Origin of the sequence: Streptomyces sp. NBC_00178, from assembly GCF_036206005.1 — a bacterium.
Classification (GTDB): domain Bacteria; phylum Actinomycetota; class Actinomycetes; order Streptomycetales; family Streptomycetaceae; genus Streptomyces.
In genome coordinates this window covers 3,744,636-3,763,262 of record NZ_CP108143.1, presented here as the reverse complement: position 1 = coordinate 3,763,262, position 18,627 = coordinate 3,744,636, and the positions used below count along the sequence as shown (strand labels likewise).

The 18,627-nt window shown below is 68.3% G+C and carries 12 protein-coding genes; 9 read left to right on the top strand and 3 right to left on the bottom strand.

From position 1 onward, the window contains the following. Nucleotides 1-19 precede the first annotated feature (19 nt). Nucleotides 20-2,731, bottom strand: coding sequence for a transglycosylase domain-containing protein (locus OHT61_RS16275; RefSeq protein ID WP_329039138.1), 2,712 nt, complete (start codon nucleotides 2,729-2,731; stop codon nucleotides 20-22). A gap of 387 nt (nucleotides 2,732-3,118) precedes the next feature. Here OHT61_RS16275 and OHT61_RS16270 point away from each other — a divergent pair, with 387 nt between their 5' ends. The 3 genes from OHT61_RS16270 to OHT61_RS16260 all read left to right on the top strand — a co-directional run bounded on the left by OHT61_RS16270 (nucleotide 3,119) and on the right by OHT61_RS16260 (nucleotide 6,340). After that, nucleotides 3,119-3,820 carry a PadR family transcriptional regulator gene (locus OHT61_RS16270; protein WP_329039135.1) on the top strand — a complete coding sequence of 234 codons (702 nt, stop codon included), beginning with the start codon at nucleotides 3,119-3,121 and terminating at the stop codon, nucleotides 3,818-3,820. Nucleotides 3,821-3,881: 61 nt separating this feature from the next. Then, nucleotides 3,882-4,964, top strand: coding sequence for an inositol-3-phosphate synthase (locus OHT61_RS16265; protein WP_329039134.1), 1,083 nt, complete (start codon nucleotides 3,882-3,884; stop codon nucleotides 4,962-4,964). An 86-nt stretch (nucleotides 4,965-5,050) separates the two neighbouring features. Beyond that, complete coding sequence (locus OHT61_RS16260; RefSeq protein ID WP_329039132.1) at nucleotides 5,051-6,340, top strand: MFS transporter; 1,290 nt, start codon at nucleotides 5,051-5,053, stop codon at nucleotides 6,338-6,340. Between the two features lie 134 nt (nucleotides 6,341-6,474). Here OHT61_RS16260 and OHT61_RS16255 read toward each other — a convergent pair whose 3' ends face one another. Next, nucleotides 6,475-7,917, bottom strand: a complete 1,443-nt coding sequence (locus OHT61_RS16255) for a CCA tRNA nucleotidyltransferase (RefSeq protein ID WP_329039130.1) — start codon at nucleotides 7,915-7,917, stop codon at nucleotides 6,475-6,477. Nucleotides 7,918-8,095: 178 nt separating this feature from the next. Here OHT61_RS16255 and OHT61_RS16250 point away from each other — a divergent pair, with 178 nt between their 5' ends. The 6 genes from OHT61_RS16250 (at nucleotide 8,096) to trxA (ending at nucleotide 17,568) form a co-directional block, all read left to right on the top strand. After that, the gene (locus tag OHT61_RS16250; protein WP_329039128.1) at nucleotides 8,096-10,393 is read left to right on the top strand and encodes a DUF6049 family protein; all 2,298 of its coding nucleotides are present in this window, start codon (nucleotides 8,096-8,098) and stop codon (nucleotides 10,391-10,393) included. 49 nt (nucleotides 10,394-10,442) lie between these two features. After that, complete coding sequence (gene murJ, locus OHT61_RS16245) at nucleotides 10,443-12,602, top strand: murein biosynthesis integral membrane protein MurJ (protein WP_329039126.1); 2,160 nt, start codon at nucleotides 10,443-10,445, stop codon at nucleotides 12,600-12,602. 126 nt (nucleotides 12,603-12,728) lie between these two features. After that, the gene (locus OHT61_RS16240) at nucleotides 12,729-14,426 is read left to right on the top strand and encodes a protein kinase family protein (protein ID WP_329039125.1); all 1,698 of its coding nucleotides are present in this window, start codon (nucleotides 12,729-12,731) and stop codon (nucleotides 14,424-14,426) included. A gap of 28 nt (nucleotides 14,427-14,454) precedes the next feature. Further along, nucleotides 14,455-15,174 carry an RNA polymerase sigma factor SigM gene (gene sigM, locus OHT61_RS16235; protein WP_329039124.1) on the top strand — a complete coding sequence of 240 codons (720 nt, stop codon included), beginning with the start codon at nucleotides 14,455-14,457 and terminating at the stop codon, nucleotides 15,172-15,174. Between the two features lie 1,046 nt (nucleotides 15,175-16,220). After that, nucleotides 16,221-17,192, top strand: coding sequence for a thioredoxin-disulfide reductase (trxB, locus tag OHT61_RS16230; protein ID WP_329039122.1), 972 nt, complete (start codon nucleotides 16,221-16,223; stop codon nucleotides 17,190-17,192). Nucleotides 17,193-17,235: 43 nt separating this feature from the next. Continuing rightward, nucleotides 17,236-17,568, top strand: coding sequence for a thioredoxin (trxA, locus tag OHT61_RS16225; RefSeq protein ID WP_327116789.1), 333 nt, complete (start codon nucleotides 17,236-17,238; stop codon nucleotides 17,566-17,568). Between the two features lie 175 nt (nucleotides 17,569-17,743). On the opposite strand, the gene OHT61_RS16220 is transcribed toward trxA, so the two are convergent. Continuing rightward, on the bottom strand, nucleotides 17,744-18,361 hold the full coding sequence (locus tag OHT61_RS16220) for a GNAT family N-acetyltransferase (RefSeq protein WP_329039119.1): 618 nt from the start codon (nucleotides 18,359-18,361) through the stop codon (nucleotides 17,744-17,746). Nucleotides 18,362-18,627 lie beyond the last annotated feature (266 nt).

Here is an 18,627-nt window from a genome sequence, read left to right as displayed (position 1 = left end):
TCCACCGCCCGCCGACGCCCTATCCGCCGCCTCCGAAGAGCTGACCGTTGCTGCTCGAACTGCCGTTGGTCGTGCCCTGCGTGCTGCCTTGCGTGCTGCCCTGCGTACTGCCCTGCGTGTTGCCTTGTGTCGTGCCTTGGTTCGTCCCGGCGTTGGCACTGCCGTCCGTGGTTCCCGCGTTCGTGGTCCCGTCGGTGGTGCCGCCGTCGTCCTGGCCCTGAGTCGTTCCGCCGTCGTTCTTGCAGTCCCAGTCGAGCGGCGCACACGTGTCGCTCGGCGTGGGGGACGGGGTCGTCGGGGTGGGCGACGGCGTCTCGGGGGCCTTGGTGGTCTCCGAGGGCGAAGGCGTCGGGCTCGGCGTCGGGCTGGGGCTGGCGCCGCCGCCGTAGACCTTCTCGCCGTACGGTTCGGGCTTCGGGAAGGCGATGACCTTCTTGCCCTGCATGGCCTCGGCCATGTAGTCGTGCCAGATCTGTGCCGGGAACGAGGCACCGTGGATCGACTTCTCGCCGCCGGTGCCGTACATCTCCAGGAACTTGCGGTCCTTCTTCGTCTCGTCGTCGTCCAGCCGGAACATGCTGACGGCGGTGGACAGCTGCGGGGTGTAGCCGACGAACCAGGCCGACTTGTTGCCGTCGGTGGTACCCGTCTTGCCCGCCACGTCGCGTCCCGGCAGTTGGGCGGGGGTACCCGTCCCGTGCTCGACGACGTTCTTCAGCACGTCGGTGACGTTGTCCGCAATGGCGCTGGGGAACGCCGACTTGGTCACTGTCTCGTGCTGGTAGATGACGTCGCCCCTGTGCTTCACCTCAGTGACCGAGAAGGGGTCCCTCTGCTTGCCGCTGGTGGCGAAGGTGGCATAGGCACCGGCCATGCGGATGGCACTCGGAGAGGACGTACCGATGGAGAACGAGGGCACGTTCGAGTCGGCCATGAACTCGTCGTCACGCAGTCCCGCGTCCTTGGCCGCCTGCTTGACCTTGTCGGTGCCGACGTCCATGCCGAGCTGGACGTAGGGGGAGTTCGCGGACTGCTCCATGGCGTAGCGCAGGGTGATGGGGCCGTAGCTGCGATCGCCGTCGTTGGTCTGGAGCAGCTCGGCCTGGTCCTCGCCGTGCCAGACCTCGCCCTTGTAGTCCGTGATCCTCAACTTGTTGTCGCCGTTGTAGATGCTCTTCTGCGACACGAGCTCGCGGTCCGAACTGCCCTGGTCGGCAGGCAGCTTCGGGTCGCGCTTCCCGTACTGCATGGCTGCTGCCAGCACGAACGGCTTCCACGTCGAGCCGACCTGGGCACCGGTCGCGTCGGCGTTGTTGGTGTAGTGCTTCGTCGCGTCCTGGCCGCCGTACGTGGCGACGATGGCGCCCGTCTTGGCGTCCACCGAAGCGCCGCCGAACTGGACGTGCGTGTCCTTGTCAGGGCGCTTCTTAAGGTCGATCTTGGCCTTGTAGACCGTGTTGATGGCCTTCTCGAGCTGCCCGACCTTCTTCTGGTCGAACGTCGTGTGGATCTCGTAGCCGCCCAGGGCGAGTTCCTTGCCGGTGATGTGCCTATCGTTGTGCGCGAGGAAGTACTTCCTGGCGAGGTCGACGAGGTATCCGGTCTGGCCGTCCAGCTTGGCGTCCGTCTGGGGCTTCTCCGGCATGGGGAAGGTCGTGTACTTGGCGCGGTCGGCCGCGCTCATCCGGCCGTCCTTGACCTCTTCGTCGAGGATCCACTCCCAGCGCTCCTTGGCCCGCCGGGTGTTCTCCTTCTCCGTGGCCTTCACCGGATCCACCTCCGGGGCGCCGGCGGGGTCGTAGTAGCTCGCGCCCTTGAGCAGCGTCGCCAGGAAGGCGCACTGGCTCGGGTCCAGCTCCTGGGCGTCCTTCTTGTAGTACGCACGCGCCGCGGCCTGCAGTCCGTAAGCACCACGTCCGTAATAGGAGACGTTGAGGTACCCCTTCATGACCTTCTCTTTGGTCTGCGTCTTGCCGACCTTGAGCGTGATGAAGAGTTCCTTGAACTTCCGGCTCAGAGTCTGGTCCTGGGACAGCATCGAGTTCTTGACGTACTGCTGGGTGATCGTCGAACCGCCCTGGGTGTCACCCCCCTTCGCCATGTTGTAGAAGGCGCGGGCGATGCCCATGGGGTCGATGCCCCTGTCGTGTTCGAACGACTTGTTCTCCGCGGAGATGACGGCGTTCCTCATCGCCTCCGGAATCTGGGCGTACTCGATCTCCTGCCGGTTGACGTCACCGCCCGTGGCGACCATCCGCGTGTTGTCGGCCCAGTAGTAGACGTTGTTCTGGGCGGTGGCGAGGTCCTTGGGCTCCGGTGGGACCACCAGGGCGTAGGCGATACCGGCGGCGCCCATCATGGCGCCGAGGAAGCCCAAGGTCAGGCCGGAGAACAGCTTCCACGACGGAACCCAGCGGCGTGCACCGTACTTGCCGGCGCGCGGGTAGTCGATGAGGCGCTTCTTGCCTGAATCGGCACGCCCCCTGCCACGGCCTTCCGGACCGCTGCTGTCACCCCCTCCGCGGCGCCTGCTCCCGCCCCGCTGGGCGGCGCGGCGCGCCTCGGCGCGGCCGCCGTACGACGACTCCTCGCCATGCGCGTCGGAGGGTGACTCTGACATTGCTCTGCGTGACGCATCGGTGCGGCGTCCAGCAGGCTGTTGGGCGGCTCGTCTGGCCGCTGCGCGCCCGCCACCTTGCGGTTGGGACGCTTTGCGACGGTGCTCGCTCATCGAACGACTACTCCTCGGGCAGGCAAGAGTGCCTGGAAGCGGCAGTTGAGATCCGGTCCCCCCGAATTACGGACAAGCCCTGCGGAAGGCTCAGCCGCGATACATCCGGCAGTCCGCGATAACGGACGCGACGCGCCGTCTCGTGGTTCCCGGTGGTCTGCATGCCGCACAGACTACGCACGGTCAAAAACCTCTGGGGACCGAACTTCACCCCAAATCACGCAAGTCGATCCCTATGAATCGCCGATGTGACGCCGGTCACGAACCATGCCCTTGTCGAACATCGCGGACCGATCTATCGTGCTGATGTATCGACTCGATACATCAGCACGGCATAAGGTGGGTCCATCGGCCCCGCGGACGCAGGGCGAAGGAGGGACGGCGAAGGTGAGCAGACGCTCAGGCATCCTCGAATTCGCCGTGCTCGGCCTGCTCCGTGAGTCGCCGATGCACGGGTACGAGCTGCGGAAGCGTCTCAACACGTCGCTGGGGATCTTCCGCGCCTTCAGCTACGGCACCCTCTACCCCTGCCTCAAGACGCTGGTCGCGAGCGGCTGGTTGATCGAGGAGCCGATGAGCCTCCCGGCGTCGCCGCCCGCCACAGGCCGCGGGGTCGCTCCCGCGTCCTCCTTGGCAGGACGGCGCGCCAAGATCGTCTACAGGCTGACGGCGGAGGGCAAGGAGCACTTCGAGGAGCTGCTCTCGCACACCGGCCCCGACGCCTGGGAGGACGAGCACTTCGCGGCTCGCTTCGCCTTCTTCGGACAGACGGAACGGGACGTGCGGATGCGCGTGCTCGAAGGGCGTCGCAGCAGGCTGGAGGAGCGGCTCGAGAAGATGCGCGCCTCGCTGGCCCGCACCCGGGAACGACTCGACGACTACACGCTTGAGCTGCAGCGACACGGCATGGAATCCGTGGAGCGCGAGGTGCGCTGGCTGAACGAGCTCATCGAGAGCGAGCGGTCGGGAAAGGATCGGCGACGATCCTCGCCCGAGGGCTCCCCTCAGCACGAAACATCAGGAGAGACGGGCGGCCTGCCCCGGCACGGGGACCAATCCCGGCCGGATCCGTCCGACGACACGAAGTGAGATCCCCGCAGAACCGCGTGCGGTACCGGGGAACACCGAGAACACACAGGGAGCAATCGGCATGGGTTCGGTTCGCGTAGCCATCGTCGGCGTGGGCAACTGCGCCGCCTCACTGGTGCAGGGCGTCGAGTTCTACAAGGACGCCGATCCGGCCGGCAAGGTGCCCGGCCTGATGCACGTCCAGTTCGGCGAGTACCACGTGGGTGACGTCGAGTTCGTCGCCGCCTTCGACGTCGACGCGAAGAAGGTCGGCCTCGACCTCGCGGACGCCATCGGCGCCAGCGAGAACAACACCATCAAGATCGCCGACGTGCCCACCACCGGCGTGACCGTCCAGCGCGGCCACACCCACGACGGGCTCGGCAAGTACTACCGCGAGACCATCGAGGAGTCCACCGAGGCCCCCGTCGACATCGTCCAGATCCTCAAGGACAAGCAGGTCGACGTCCTCGTCTGCTACCTGCCCGTCGGTTCCGAGGTCGCTGCGAAGTTCTACGCGCAGTGCGCCATCGACGCCAAGGTCGCATTCGTCAACGCCCTGCCGGTGTTCATCGCGGGCACCAAGGAGTGGGCGGACAAGTTCACCGAGGCCGGTGTCCCGATCGTCGGCGACGACATCAAGTCGCAGGTCGGCGCCACCATCACGCACCGCGTGATGGCGAAGCTCTTCGAGGACCGGGGCGTCATCCTGGACCGCACGATGCAGCTGAACGTCGGCGGCAACATGGACTTCAAGAACATGCTCGAGCGTGAGCGCCTGGAGTCCAAGAAGATCTCGAAGACGCAGGCCGTCACCTCGCAGATCCGCGACCGTGAGCTCGGCGCCGACAACGTCCACATCGGTCCCTCGGACTACGTGGCCTGGCTCGACGACCGCAAGTGGGCGTACGTGCGCCTCGAGGGCCGCGCCTTCGGCGACGTCCCGCTGAACCTGGAGTACAAGCTCGAGGTCTGGGACTCCCCGAACTCCGCCGGTGTCATCATCGACGCCGTCCGCGCGGCGAAGATCGCCAAGGACCGCGGCATCGGCGGCCCGATCCTCTCGGCCTCCTCGTACTTCATGAAGTCCCCGCCGGTCCAGTACTTCGACGACGAGGCCCGCGAGAACGTCGAGAAGTTCATCAGCGGCGAGGTCGAGCGCTGACCGACCCGGGCGACGCTTGTTCGCTTCTGTGAGGGGTCCCCGGGCAATCCGCCCGGGGACCCCTCATGTGTGTGACCCTTGCCCACATGCCTGTCGTGCGTGATCTTCGCGTGCTCCTGCGCCTGAGGAACTTCCGTCGCCTGCTGGCCGTACGGCTTCTCTCCCAGTGCGCCGACGGCGTCTACCAGGTCGCGCTCGCCACCTACGTCGTCTTCTCGCCGGAGAACCAGACGACGCCGGGGGCCATCGCCTCCGCCATGGCCGTACTGCTGCTCCCGTACTCGCTGATCGGCCCCTTCGCCGGAGTGCTGCTCGACCGCTGGCCACGCCGCCAGGTCTTCCTCTACGGCAACCTCCTGCGGGCCGGCCTGGCCTGCTGCACGGCCCTGCTGCTCCTGAACCCGGTCCCGGACTGGCTGTTCTACGTGTCCGCCCTCTGCGTCACCGCGGTGAACCGCTTCGTCCTGGCCGGCCTCTCGGCGGCCCTGCCCCGCGTGGTGGACACCGACCGGCTCGTCATCGCCAACTCGCTCTCCCCGACCGCTGGAACGCTGGCCGCCACAGCGGGCGGAGGTCTCGCGCTGGCCATCCGGCTGCTGACCGACGGGTCCGACGCCGCAGTCGTCCTGCTGGGCGCTCTCCTCTATCTCCTGTCGGCCGTGGTCTCCCTGTCGCTGCCTCGCACCCTCCTCGGGCCTGACCGGAGCCGACACCGTGTACGACTGCGCGAGGCGCTGAGCGCCACGGCGTCGGGCCTGCTGGCCGGGCTGCGCCATCTGGCGGAACGCAAGGACGCGGCCCGGGCGCTGACCGCGATGACGGTGCTGCGGTTCTGCTACGGGGCGCTCACCGTCATGCTGCTGATGCTCTGCCGGTACGCCTGGTCCGACAGCGAGTCCGACGGCCTCGCCCTGCTCGGTCTCGCCCTCGGCGCGTCGGCTGCGGGATTCTTCGTGGCCGCCCTCGTCACGCCATGGGCCGTCGGCCGGTTCGGCCGGTTCGGCTGGATGGGCGGGTGCGCCGGAGCGGCGGCCCTGCTGGAACCTGCGCTGGGGCTGTCGTTCACCCCCGCCCCGATGGTGGCAGCGGCGTTCATCCTCGGACTCGTCACCCAGGGAGCGAAGATCGCAACGGATACACAGGTGCAGACATCGGTGGACGACGCATACCGCGGCCGGATCTTCTCCCTCTACGACGTCCTGTTCAACGTCGCCTTCGTGGCGGCCGCCGCCCTGTCCGCCCTCGCGCTTCCAGCAGACGGCCGATCAGTCATCGTGGTGGTCACCGTGGCCGCCCTCTACGCCGCGACCTCGGCAGCACTGTTGCGGCGACGTCGTGCACAGCTGACATCGGCACCGACCCCCACCAACAAGTGAGGGGTGCTGTTTCACGTGAAACAGCACCCCTCAACCGCGTGACCACCGTTTCACGGGTCATGTTTCACGTGAAACATGACCCGTGACAGCGCCGGACGCGCATGGGTGTGGTGGACCTGGTGGACGCGACCCCATCAGTCCTGAGCGGCCCACCACTCCTTCAGAGCGGCAACCGCGGCATCACGCCCCATCGGCCCGTTCTCCAACCGCAGTTCCATCAGGAAGGCGTAGGCCTTGCCGATGACCGGCCCGGGCCCCACGCCCAGGATCTGCATGATCTCGTTCCCGTCCAGATCCGGCCGGATCGCGTCCAGCTCCTCCTGGTCCTGCAACTGCGCGATGCGCTCCTCAAGCCCGTCATAGGTGCGCGACAAGGCATTCGCCTTGCGCTTGTTCCGCGTCGTGCAGTCGGACCGCGTCAGCTTGTGCAGGCGGTCCAGCAGGGGCCCGGCATCCCGTACGTACCTCCGTACGGCGGAGTCGGTCCACTCGCCGTCACCGTAGCCGTGGAAGCGCAGATGAAGCTCCACCAGCTTCGAGACGTCCTTGACCAGGTCGTTGGAGTACTTGAGCTCCGCCATCCGCTTCTTGGCCATCTTGGCTCCCACCACTTCATGGTGGTGGAACGAGACACGGCCGTCCTTCTCGAAACGCCGCGTCCTCGGCTTGCCGATGTCGTGCAGCAGGGCGGCCAGTCGCAGGACGAGGTCGGGCCCGTCCTCCTCGAGGTCGATGGCCTGCTCCAGGACCGTCAGGGAGTGCTCGTAGACGTCCTTGTGACGGTGATGCTCGTCACTTTCCAGGCGCAGCGCGGGGAGCTCGGGGAGCACCCGGTCGGCCAGACCGGTTTCCACGAGGAGCCCCAGTCCCTTGCGGGGGTGCCCGGACAGGAGCAGCTTGTTGAGTTCCTCACGGACCCGCTCGGCAGAGACGATCTCGATGCGCTCCGCCATGTCGGTCATCGCCGTGACGACCTCGGGAGCGACGTCGAAGTCCAGCTGAGCGGCGAACCGGGCTGCGCGCAGCATGCGCAGCGGGTCGTCGGAGAACGAGGCTTCGGGTGTACCCGGGGTGCGCAGCACACGCTGATCGAGGTCGTCGAGCCCGCCGTGCGGGTCGATGAACTCCTTCTCGGGCAAGGCGACAGCCATGGCGTTCACCGTGAAGTCGCGCCGTACGAGGTCCTCCTCGATCGAGTCGCCGTAGGAGACCTCCGGCTTGCGCGAGGTCCTGTCGTACGCCTCGGACCGGTAGGTGGTGACCTCGATCTGATAGCCGTCCTTCTGCAGACCGACGGTGCCGAAGGCGATTCCGACCTCCCAGACCGAGTCGGCCCACGGCCGGACGATCTTGAGTACGTCCTCAGGGCGGGCGTCGGTCGTGAAGTCCAGATCGTTTCCGAGCCGGCCGAGCAACGCGTCGCGGACGGATCCTCCGACCAGGGCGAGACCGAATCCGGCTTCCTGGAATCGACGGGCGAGGTCGTCGGCGACGGGGGAGACCCGCAGCAGTTCGCTGACTGCGCGGTGCTGCACCTGGCTCAGGGCACGGGGGCTGTCTTCGTTGGCGTTCGGCACAACAGAAAAGGGTACGTGCACGGACCGGCCCGGGCGTCCGCGTTTCCGGCGACCCTGCGACACTCTCACGATCATGTGGCATGGACCCCGGCACTCAGCCCGCGGGCTCATCGTTACCATGCGTGGACGCAGAGACCGGCAGGACCGGCATCCAACCGACGAAGAGGGACGGGTACGCGTGGCCGAGGCGGCAGACTTCCAGGGGACGAAACCCTCCCCTGCCCGCCGGTGGCTCCGGCGCACAGCCTCCTTGATCGCCGGGGCACCGCTGATCACCGGCCTCCTGGCCGGCCCCGCGGCGCCTTCCGCGCAGGCCGGGGAGGCCGCCAAGGCCCCCACCGGATCACGCACCGTCGATGTGTCCCTGGACACGCTCTCTCCCAGCGCACCGGTCGAGGGCGACACCCTCAGCATCTCCGGGACGCTGACGAACAAGGGCAGGAAGCCGGTCACCGACGCCGAGGTCGACCTGCGGGTCGGACCGGCGCTCTCCGGCAGGGGCGCGATCGACGAGGCGGCCAAGCGCACCGGGTACCTGCCCGGCAGCGACCCCGCCAAGCTCGGTGGCAAGTACGCGGTGAAGGTCTCCGAGCTCGGCCCCGGGGTCAGCCAGGACTTCACGCTCTCGGTTCCGGTGGACAAGCTGGACCTGGACGACGAAGGCGTCTACCAGCTCGGGGTGTCCCTCACCGGCAAGACCTCCGACTACGCCTACGACCAGGTGCTCGGCATCCAGCGCACCTTCCTCCCCTGGCAGCCCGAGGACAGCAAGGACAGGACCAGGCTGACCTTCCTGTGGCCGCTGATCGCGTCCGCGCACGTCACGGCCGAGACGGGCTCGGACGAACAGCAGACGCCCGTCTTCTCGAACGACGACCTGGCCCTCGAACTCGCTCCGGGCGGCCGGCTGGAACAGCTGGTGTCGCTGGGCAGTCCGCTTCCCGTGACCTGGGTGATCGACCCCGACCTGCTGGCCTCGGTCGACGCGATGACCAAGAACTACCGCGTCAGAGTCGGTGACAAGACCGTCGCGGGGACCAACCAGGCCATCGCCAAGAAGTGGCTCAACGACCTGGAAGGGGCGGTCAAGGACGGAAAAGTGGTGGCTCTGCCGTTCGCCGACCCGGACCTGGCCTCCATCGCCCACCGCGGCAAGAACGTCTCGGGCACCCTCAGCCATCTGCAGACGGCGACCGAGGTGGCCGGCAAGACCGTGGAGACGGTTCTGCACGTCAAACCGTCGACCGATTTCGCCTGGCCCCTGGACGGCGCGATCGACCCCTCCGTGGTGGACGTCGCCACGTCCGCCGGCGCGCACAAGGTGATCGCCCGCAGCGACAGTTTCGACGAGACGGGCGGGCTCCCCTACACGCCGACATCGGCCCGTCCGATCGGCGGGGGCACCACCGCCGTCGTCGCCGACCACCGGCTGTCCACGGCGTTCACGGGCGACCTGGCCAAGGCCGGGACCTCGACGCTCGCCGTCCAGAAGTTCCTGGCCCAGACGCTCGCACTGACGGAACAGGATTCCGACGGCGAACGCAGCATCGTCGTCGCCCCCCAGCGCGCTCCCACCGCCGCACAGGCCCAGACCATGGCACGCGCGCTGCAGGCACTCACCCCCGAGCGCTGGACCCGGCCGCTCGACCTGGTGGCGGCCGCGGAAGAGAAGCCGGACGCCCAGGCCACCACCCGGGTGCCCAGGGCGTCCCAGTACCCGAAGAAGCTGCGCAGCCAGGAACTGCCCACGCAGGCGTTCCAGGACATCAGGACGACGCAGAACTCGCTGGACAGCTTCCAGGTGATCCTCACCCAGCCCGACCGGGTGGTGACTCCTTTCGGGAACGCGATCAACCGAGCCGTCTCGACCTCCTGGCGGGGGAAGCCCCTGGAGGCGCAGCGGTACCGCGATTCCGTCCGTACCTACCTGCAGGGCCTCACCGACGAGGTGCAGCTGATCACGAAGTCGGACGTGACCCTGTCCGGGCGCAGCGCGACGATCCCCGTGACCGTGCAGAACAAGCTGGTCCAGGGTGTCGACCACCTGGTGCTCCGTCTGACCTCGGGCAATGCCACCCGGCTCAAGCTCAACGAGGGCGGAGCGGTCGCCGAGAAGCCGATCGAGATCGGCGGCGGGCACAGCCAGTCCGTGAAGTTCGACGCGTCCGCCAATGCCAACGGCCAGGCACAGGTCACGGCCCGGCTCTTCACGACGGACAATGTGCCGTACGGCGACGCGATGACGTTCACCGTGAAGGTCTCGGAAGTCACGCCCACCGTGTTGCTCGTCATCGCCGGCGGGCTGCTTCTGCTGGTCCTGGCGGGCATCCGGATGTACACCCACCGCAAGCGCGCAGCCGCCGATGACACGGCGGAGGGCGGCGGCGGTGAACCCGAGCAGCCGAGTGACCCGCGGCCGGACACCGGTCCGGAAAGCGGTGCCCCGTCGGGCCCGGGTGAGAAAGTGGACCGTTGAGCGACGTCTGTCGGGGCCGGTCGGCCGCGGACAATGAGGTGGGGTTTCGATGAACGCGCCGTACGACGGTGACCGCGGCCAGGGCGCGGGCGGAGCTGGGTCCTCCGGCGGTCCGCCGGTGCCACCCGGCCCCGGCCAGGACGGGGAGAGCCCCGACCCGTACCTGCAGCAGGCCTACGACCACGATCCGTACCGCGCCCAGGACCTCGCCGCGCAGGATCCGGTGGCCGAGGCGCTCTACGACCGTGCCTCCCACCCGCCACCGCCTCCCGGGACCTACCAGGAGCCGCAGGCGCTCTACCAGCAGCCTCCCGCGGCCCAGTACGCACCCGACCCCCGGATCTGGGCGCAGACACCGCCACCGGAGCCCGCAGGCCCCTCCCGGCACCTTCCTTACGGTGACAACCCCGCGACCACCCAGTACGTGGGGGTGGACGACCTGGTCACGCAGGCGTCGGACGACCGTGAGGAGCAGGACGCCTTCGCCCACCTCTTCCGCGACCAGGAGGGATCGGGCCGCCCTCCGGGCACTCCCGCCGAACCGGAAGCCGCTCCGGCAGCCGTGCCGCCGAAATCCGGGGGCAAGGCAGCCGGGATACTGAAGTCGAGCGCCCTCATGGCCGCCGGCACCATGGTGTCCAGGCTCACAGGCTTCGTACGCAGCCTCGTCATCACCGCCGCGCTGGGTGCCGCTCTGCTCGGTGACAGCTTCACCATCGCGTACACCCTGCCCACGATGATCTACATCCTGACCGTGGGCGGCGGGCTCAACTCCGTCTTCGTCCCCCAGCTCGTCCGGTCCATGAAGGACGACGCCGACGGTGGCGAGGCCTACGCGAACCGGCTGCTGACGCTCGTGATGGTGGCCCTGGGTGCGATCGTCGCGGCCGCCGTCTTCGCGGCTCCCTGGCTGATCCACCTCATGTCGAGCAGCATCGCGAACAACCCCGCGGCCGACAGCGTGGCCGTGACGTTCGCCCGCTACTGCCTGCCGACCATCTTCTTCATGGGCATCCACGTCGTCATGGGCCAGATCCTCAACGCCCGTGGGAAGTTCGGCGCGATGATGTGGACCCCGGTCCTCAACAACATCGTCATGATCTGCACGTTCGGCCTGTTCATCTGGGTCTACGGCAGCTCGGCCGAATCCCGGATGGGCGTCGAGACGATTCCTCCGGACGGCGTCCGGCTGCTCGGCATCGGCACGCTCCTGGGACTGGTCGTCCAGGCGCTCGCCATGATCCCGTACCTCCGCGAGGCAGGTTTCCGGTTCCGTCCCCGTTTCGACTGGAAGGGACACGGGCTCGGCAAGACGGTCAAGCTCGCCAAGTGGACCGTGCTCTTCGTGCTCGCCAACCAGGCGGGCGTCATCGTGGTCACACAGCTGGCCACCTCGGCGGGCAAGCTCTCGGGCAAGGACGGAGCGGGCTTCCTGGCGTACTCCAACGCCCAGCTGATCTGGGGCATGCCGCAGGCCATCATCACGGTGTCGGTCATGGCCGCCCTGCTGCCCCGCATCTCCCGGGCCGCCCACGACAACGACCCCGGGGCGGTCCGCGACGACATCTCGCAGGGCCTGCGCAACTCGGCCGTCGCCATCGTCCCGGTCGCCTTCACGTTCCTCGCGCTCGGCCTGCCGATGTGCACCCTGCTGTACGCCTCCAGCGGCACCGAGGCCGCACGGTCCATGGGCTTCATCCTCATGGCCTTCGGTCTGGGCCTGATCCCATACTCCGTCCAGTACGTCGTACTGCGCGGCTTCTACGCGTACGAGGACACCCGCACGCCCTTCTACAACACGGTCATCGTCGCCGCGGTCAACGCCGCTGCGTCCGCACTCTGCTACGTGGTTCTTCCGGCGCAGTGGGCAGTCGTGGGTATGGCGGCCTCGTACGGGCTGGCCTACGCGGTGGGCGTCGGCATCGCCTGGCGCCGGCTGAGCAGCAGGCTCGGTGGCGGGCTCGACGGCGCCCGGGTGGTGCGCACCTACGCCCGTCTGTGCCTGGCGGCGCTTCCCGCGGCCGTCGTCGGCGGCGCCGTGGGCTTCGCGCTTCTCGCGGCCCTCGGGGACGGAGCCGGCGGTTCCGTGGTGGCGCTGGTGTGCGGCAGTGTGGTCCTCCTGGGCATCTTCTTCGCCGCAGCCAAGAAGATGCGCATCGAGGAGCTCAACGGCATGGTCGGCATGGTCCGGGGACGCCTCGGACGCTGATTGCGCGCCGGACCGCACAACCATCGCGGGACACCGCGTGTCGTGCATAGCGCCGGAGTGTGGGCACAATTGGCGTGATGCCGAGCGGGCGGGCATCACGCAACGGATGGGGAGGCAGGAACGACGGTGGCGGAACGTAGCACGGCCGCTGTCGACGTGGCCGACAACAGCGGCGACGAGCCGCTGACCGCCAAGGCGGACGCGGCCACGACCGACGGGACGGCACGAACCCAGGACTCAGAGGGCGCGGGCACAAAGGACGACGGCCGCGAGGAACCGGCCAGCGTCCCCGCGACGCCCGACCTGCACAGCGGTCACAAGCTGGCCGGACGCTACCGGCTCGAGGAATGCGTCACCCGGCTGGACGGATTCAGCAGCTGGCGCGCCGTCGACGAGAAGCTGCGTCGTGCGGTCGGCGTGCACCTGCTGCCGGCCGATCATCCCCGCGCCCGCTCCGTGCTCGCCGCAGCCCGGTCCTCGGCCCTGCTCGGTGATCCCCGCTTCGTCCAGGTGCTGGACGCCGTGGAGGAGGACGACCTCGTCTACGTCGTCCACGAGTGGCTCCCCGACGCCACCGAACTCACCGCCCTGCTGGCCGCCGGACCGCTGGAGGCACACGACGCCTACCAGCTCGTGAGCCAGATCTCCCAGGCCATGGCAGCGGCCCACCGCGAGGGCCTGTCGCACCTGCGCCTCACGCCCGGAGCCGTACTGCGCAGTTCCACGGGGCAGTACCGCATCCGTGGGCTGGCCGTGAACGCCGCCCTTCGCGGCATCACCGCCGACAAGCCCCTGCGTGCGGACACCGAGGCCATCGGCGCACTCCTCTACGCCGCTCTGACCCGTCGCTGGCCCTACGAGAGCGACGCCTACGGTCTCACCGGTCTCCCCAAGGACCTGGGCCTCATCCCCCCGGACCAGGTCCGGGCGGGTGTCCACCGCGGACTGTCCGAGATCGCGATGCGGGCCCTGGCCAACGACGGTGCCACCGCGTCCCGCCAGGAGCAGCCCTGCACGACCCCGGACGAGCTGGCGAAGGCCGTCGCCGCCATGCCGCGCATCCTCCCCCCGGAGTCGGCTTTCACCGCACCGCCGGAGTACCAGCGCACGACCTACCAGCAGGGCACGTACGGGCGCCCGTCGGCCCGGCCCACCTCCGCCACCCAGCCGGTCATCGCCGTACCTCCGCCGCCGTTGCAGAGCCGCACCGGCAAGGTGCTCAAGTGGGCCGTGTCCGCGCTGCTCATCGCCGCCCTGGGGCTCGGCAGCTGGCAGCTCGCGGAGACCCTGCTCGACAGGGACAAGCACCAGACGGAGCCGAACCCCACACAGACCGACACGACGGACTCCGGCGACGACAACAACGCCGTCGAGCCCAGCAAGCCCGTGAAGATCGTGGGAGCTCAGGACTACGACCCGCTCGGTTCGGACGGGTCCGAGAAACCGGCGTCGATAAAGAACGTCTATGACGGGGACGCCACCTCCTACTGGAACACGGACGGCTACTACAGCGCCGACTTCGGCAAGCTCAAGGACGGCGTCGGCGTCGTGCTCGACCTGGGCGGGGTCCAGCAGGTCGGCAACGTCGACGTGTCCTTCCTGGGCGGAGAGACGTCGGTCGAGCTGAGAACGACCGACGGCGCGTCCGTGCCCTCCATGCCGGACGGCTTCACCAAGGCAGCCGAGGGAACCGGAACAAAGGTGTCCCTCAAGCCCGACAAGCCGGTGCAGGCGCGGTACCTTCTGGTCTGGCTGACCAAACTGCCTCCGAGCGACGGTGGGAACTTCCGGGGCAAGGTCGCGGACATCAAGGTCACCAGCTGACAGCAGCACCAGGGGAGGGGGCTCACCGTTGGACGCCGCCGGCTTCGCCGACACCAGCGACCAGGATCTACTGGCCCAGCATGTCGCAGGCGACCCTGACGCCTTCGGTGAGCTCGTACGCCGGCACCGCGACCGGCTCTGGGCCGTGGCGCTGCGCACGCTGGGGGACCGCGAGGAGGCAGCCGACGCGGTGCAGGACGCACTCGTGTCCGCCTTCCGGGCCGCGCACACCTTCCGTGGGCAGTCCGCCGTCACCACGTGGCTGCACAGGATCACGGTCAACGCCTGCCTCGACCGTGCGCGCAAGGCGGCCTCCCGCAAGACGGCACCGGTTGACGACACAGAGCGGCTGGACCAGCTGATGGAGCCGCACGAGTCCGCTGAGGCCCCTGCGGAGCGACAGGACCTCCACCGCGAGCTTCTGGCGGCCCTGGCCACCCTGCCGGCGGAACAGCGCTCGGCTCTCGTCCTGGTGGACATGCAGGCGTACCCCGTCGCTGAGGCCGCTCGCATCCTGGACGTTCCGACGGGCACCGTGAAAAGTCGCTGCGCCCGAGGCCGGGCCCGGCTCCTTCCTCTGCTCACGCACCTGCGCGGCGACGGAGCGAGCAGCGGTGACAGAGCGCACAACGAGGGCAGCGTCGCGGGAAGGAACCGGACGCCGGGGACATCCGTCCCATCGCCATCAGGACCAAAAGATGCCGGTGACAGCAGTCCCGCGGCTGTGAAGGGAGGCGGGCTCGCATGACATCCACGGCCGACACGGCTCAGCACCCGGACGTCTCGGAGATCTCCGACCTCACAGAGGGGCTGCTCCCGCCGTCCCGAGCGACAGCTCTCCGCCGGCACCTCTCCGACTGCGGCGAGTGCGCCGAGGTCCACGCCTCACTGGAGGAGATCCGGGCCCTGCTCGGCAACCCTCCGCTCGATGAGCCGATGCCTGAAAGCGTCGCCACGCGTATCGACGCCGCCCTGGCGAAGGAAGCGGCCGCTCCGGCCCGGACCGCAACGGCCCCGGCGACTGTTTCACGTGAAACATACGACCACCCGACAGAAGGCGCGGCGGCTCCCCGTCCTGCAGGGCGCCCTCGTGGCGCCACCGGTCCCGGCAGGAGCCCGGCACGGCGACGCCGTCGCACCGTGATCCTGGGAACTGCTTTCGGCGCTGCGGCCGTAGGCGTAAGCATTTTCCTGTTGCAGGCCGCCCAGTACAGCGAGGGGTCGGCCAGCAAAGCGGCCGACTCGGGTGTCAGCGCCGCAAAGTCGAGTGGAGGAGACTTCTCCGAGGGCACACTGGGGGGACAGGTCCGTACGCTGCTGAGCGAGGCGGCAGCGACAGGATCTCCCGACGCCGATGCGGCTACACCGTCCCTGGACACCAAGTCGTCGCCGGAGGGTGTGGCCCCCGAGGGCACTCCCCCCCGTACTCCTCTGCGCGCAGCGACCGTGGTCGTCCCGTCCTGTGTCCAGGAGGGGACCGGCCGCGACGCGTCCGCTCTGGCCGCGGAAGAGGGCAGCTTCGAGGGCACCGCCGCATTCCTCGTCGTCCTGCCTCACGCGACTGATCCCGGCCGCGTCACCGCTTATGTCGTCGATGCCACGTGCGTGGGTTCCGCCCCGGCCACAAAGGGACAACTGCTGCTCACGCATTCCTACGCTCGCCCCTGAGGTCTCCGCCGGGATCCGGGCGAAAACTTCGGGAATGCATGCCCCGTAGGATCCGTTGGGTGGGGTGAGAGTCGAGGAACCGACCCCAGCAGGCAGCAGGCAGTCCGCAGAGACGAGGAAGAACCCGTGAGCGACGTCCGTAATGTGATCATCATCGGCTCCGGGCCGGCTGGTTACACCGCCGCCCTGTACACCGCTCGCGCCTCTCTGCAGCCGCTGGTGTTCGAAGGTGCCGTCACCGCCGGTGGTGCCCTGATGAACACCACCGACGTGGAGAACTTCCCGGGCTTCCAGGACGGCATCATGGGCCCGGACCTCATGGACAACATGCGCGCCCAGGCGGAGCGCTTCGGTGCCGAGCTCATCCCCGACGATGTGGTCTCCGTCGACCTCTCCGGCGACATCAAGACGGTCACGGACACCGCCGGCACGGTCCACCGCGCCAAGGCGGTCATCGTCACCACGGGCTCCCAGCACCGCAAGCTCGGCCTTCCCAACGAGGACGCGCTGTCCGGCCGGGGTGTCTCCTGGTGTGCCACGTGCGACGGCTTCTTCTTCAAGGACCAGGACATCGCCGTGGTCGGCGGCGGCGACACCGCGATGGAGGAGGCGACCTTCCTCTCCCGCTTCGCCAAGTCCGTCACGATCGTCCACCGCCGCGATTCCCTGCGCGCCTCGAAGGCCATGCAGGAGCGCGCCTTCGCAGACCCGAAAATCAAGTTCGCGTGGGACAGCGAGGTGGCAGCGGTCCACGGCGACCAGAAGCTCTCCGGCCTCACCCTGCGCAACACCACGACGGGTGAGACGACCGAGCTTCCGGTGACGGGCCTTTTCATCGCCGTCGGCCACGATCCCCGCACGGAGCTCTTCAAGGGTCAGCTCGACCTCGACGACGAGGGCTACCTCAAGGTTCAGGCCCCCTCGACACGTACCAACCTCAAGGGCGTCTTCGGAGCAGGTGACGTCGTGGACCACACCTACCGCCAGGCCATCACCGCCGCCGGAACCGGTTGCTCGGCAGCCCTCGACGCAGAGCGCTTCCTCGCTGCGCTCTCCGACGAGCAGCCCGCCGAGCCGGAGAAGACCCCGGCAGTCTGACTTTTCCCCCAACCCCACACCCCGCGAATTCAAGGAGGCAGCCGTGGCCGGCGCCCTGAAGAACGTAACCGACGACTCCTTTGACGAGGATGTCCTGAAGAGCGACAAGCCCGTGCTGGTCGACTTCTGGGCCGCCTGGTGCGGACCGTGCCGCCAGATCGCCCCGTCGCTCGAGGCCATCGCAGCGGAGCACGGCGACCAGATCGAGATCGTCAAGCTCAACATCGACGAGAACCCGGCCACCGCGGCCAAGTACGGCGTGATGTCGATCCCCACGCTGAACGTCTACCAGGGCGGCGAGGTGGCCAAGACCATCGTCGGTGCCAAGCCCAAGGCCGCGATCCTCCGCGACCTCGAGCCCTTCATCAGCGAGTAGCGGCGCCGCGCTGTTTCACGTGAAACGGGCCCACCCTCCGGGGTGGGCCCGTTCTGCATTCCTCCGCACCAGCCCATCGGCATCTAGGCACTCTTGGAACTCACACCACCCGGCACTCTTGGAACTCACACCACCCGGCACGCTCGGAACTGACACCCGCCGGCACGCTCGGAACTCACAGCGGTCGAAGCGCGGGCTCCTTCTGTACGGCGCCCAGCAATCGGTCCAGTGCCAGTTCGACGTCCTCCTTCCAGGAGAGCGTCGTACGGAGCTCAAGTCTCAGCCGCGGGTGCGTGGCGTGGGGTCTCACCGTCTTGAATCCCACAGCCAGCAGATGGTCCGCCGGGAGCATGCAGGCGGGTTCCTTCCATCGCGCGTCCCCGAAGGCTTCGATCGCCTTGAACCCGCGTCGCAGAAGATCCTTGGCCACCGTCTGCACCATCACGCGGCCCAGACCCTGGCCCTGGAATCCCGGCACGATCAGGGACGTCATCAGCTGCACGGCATCGGGGGAGACAGGGCTGGTCGGAAAGGCGGTCGATCGTGGGACGTACGCGGGCGGGGCGTAGAGGACGTACCCCACCGCCACATCGTCCACGTAGACGACTCTGCCGCATGAACCCCACTCGAGCAGGACAGCGGAGATCCAGGCTTCCTTCTCCGGTTCGGCCCTGCCGGCCTCTATCGCGGCTTGCCCGCTGACCGGATCAAGTTCCCAGAAGACGCACGAGCGGCAGCGCTTGGGGAGATCCGGAAGGTTGTCCAGTGTGAGCGGTACAAACCGACGCCCCATGTAGGCGGTTCCTCGCTTCCTTCGCCCGCCGCATCACGTGCGGCCGCGAGCGCACTGCGTTCTCGGACCAAGCTGCCCACGAACCCCCCGACAGCACCAAGCCCCAAACCGACTGATACCAGGTGGCTGCGATTCACTGATCGCACGGCCCCCGCCTCCTCTGAGGTGGATCACGGTGGTGGATACGCCATACCAGAACGCATCGTATCCACCCAGACGTGATGGGGATACCGAGGAACGGCAAAGGGCGGGCCGGGTTCCGGAAA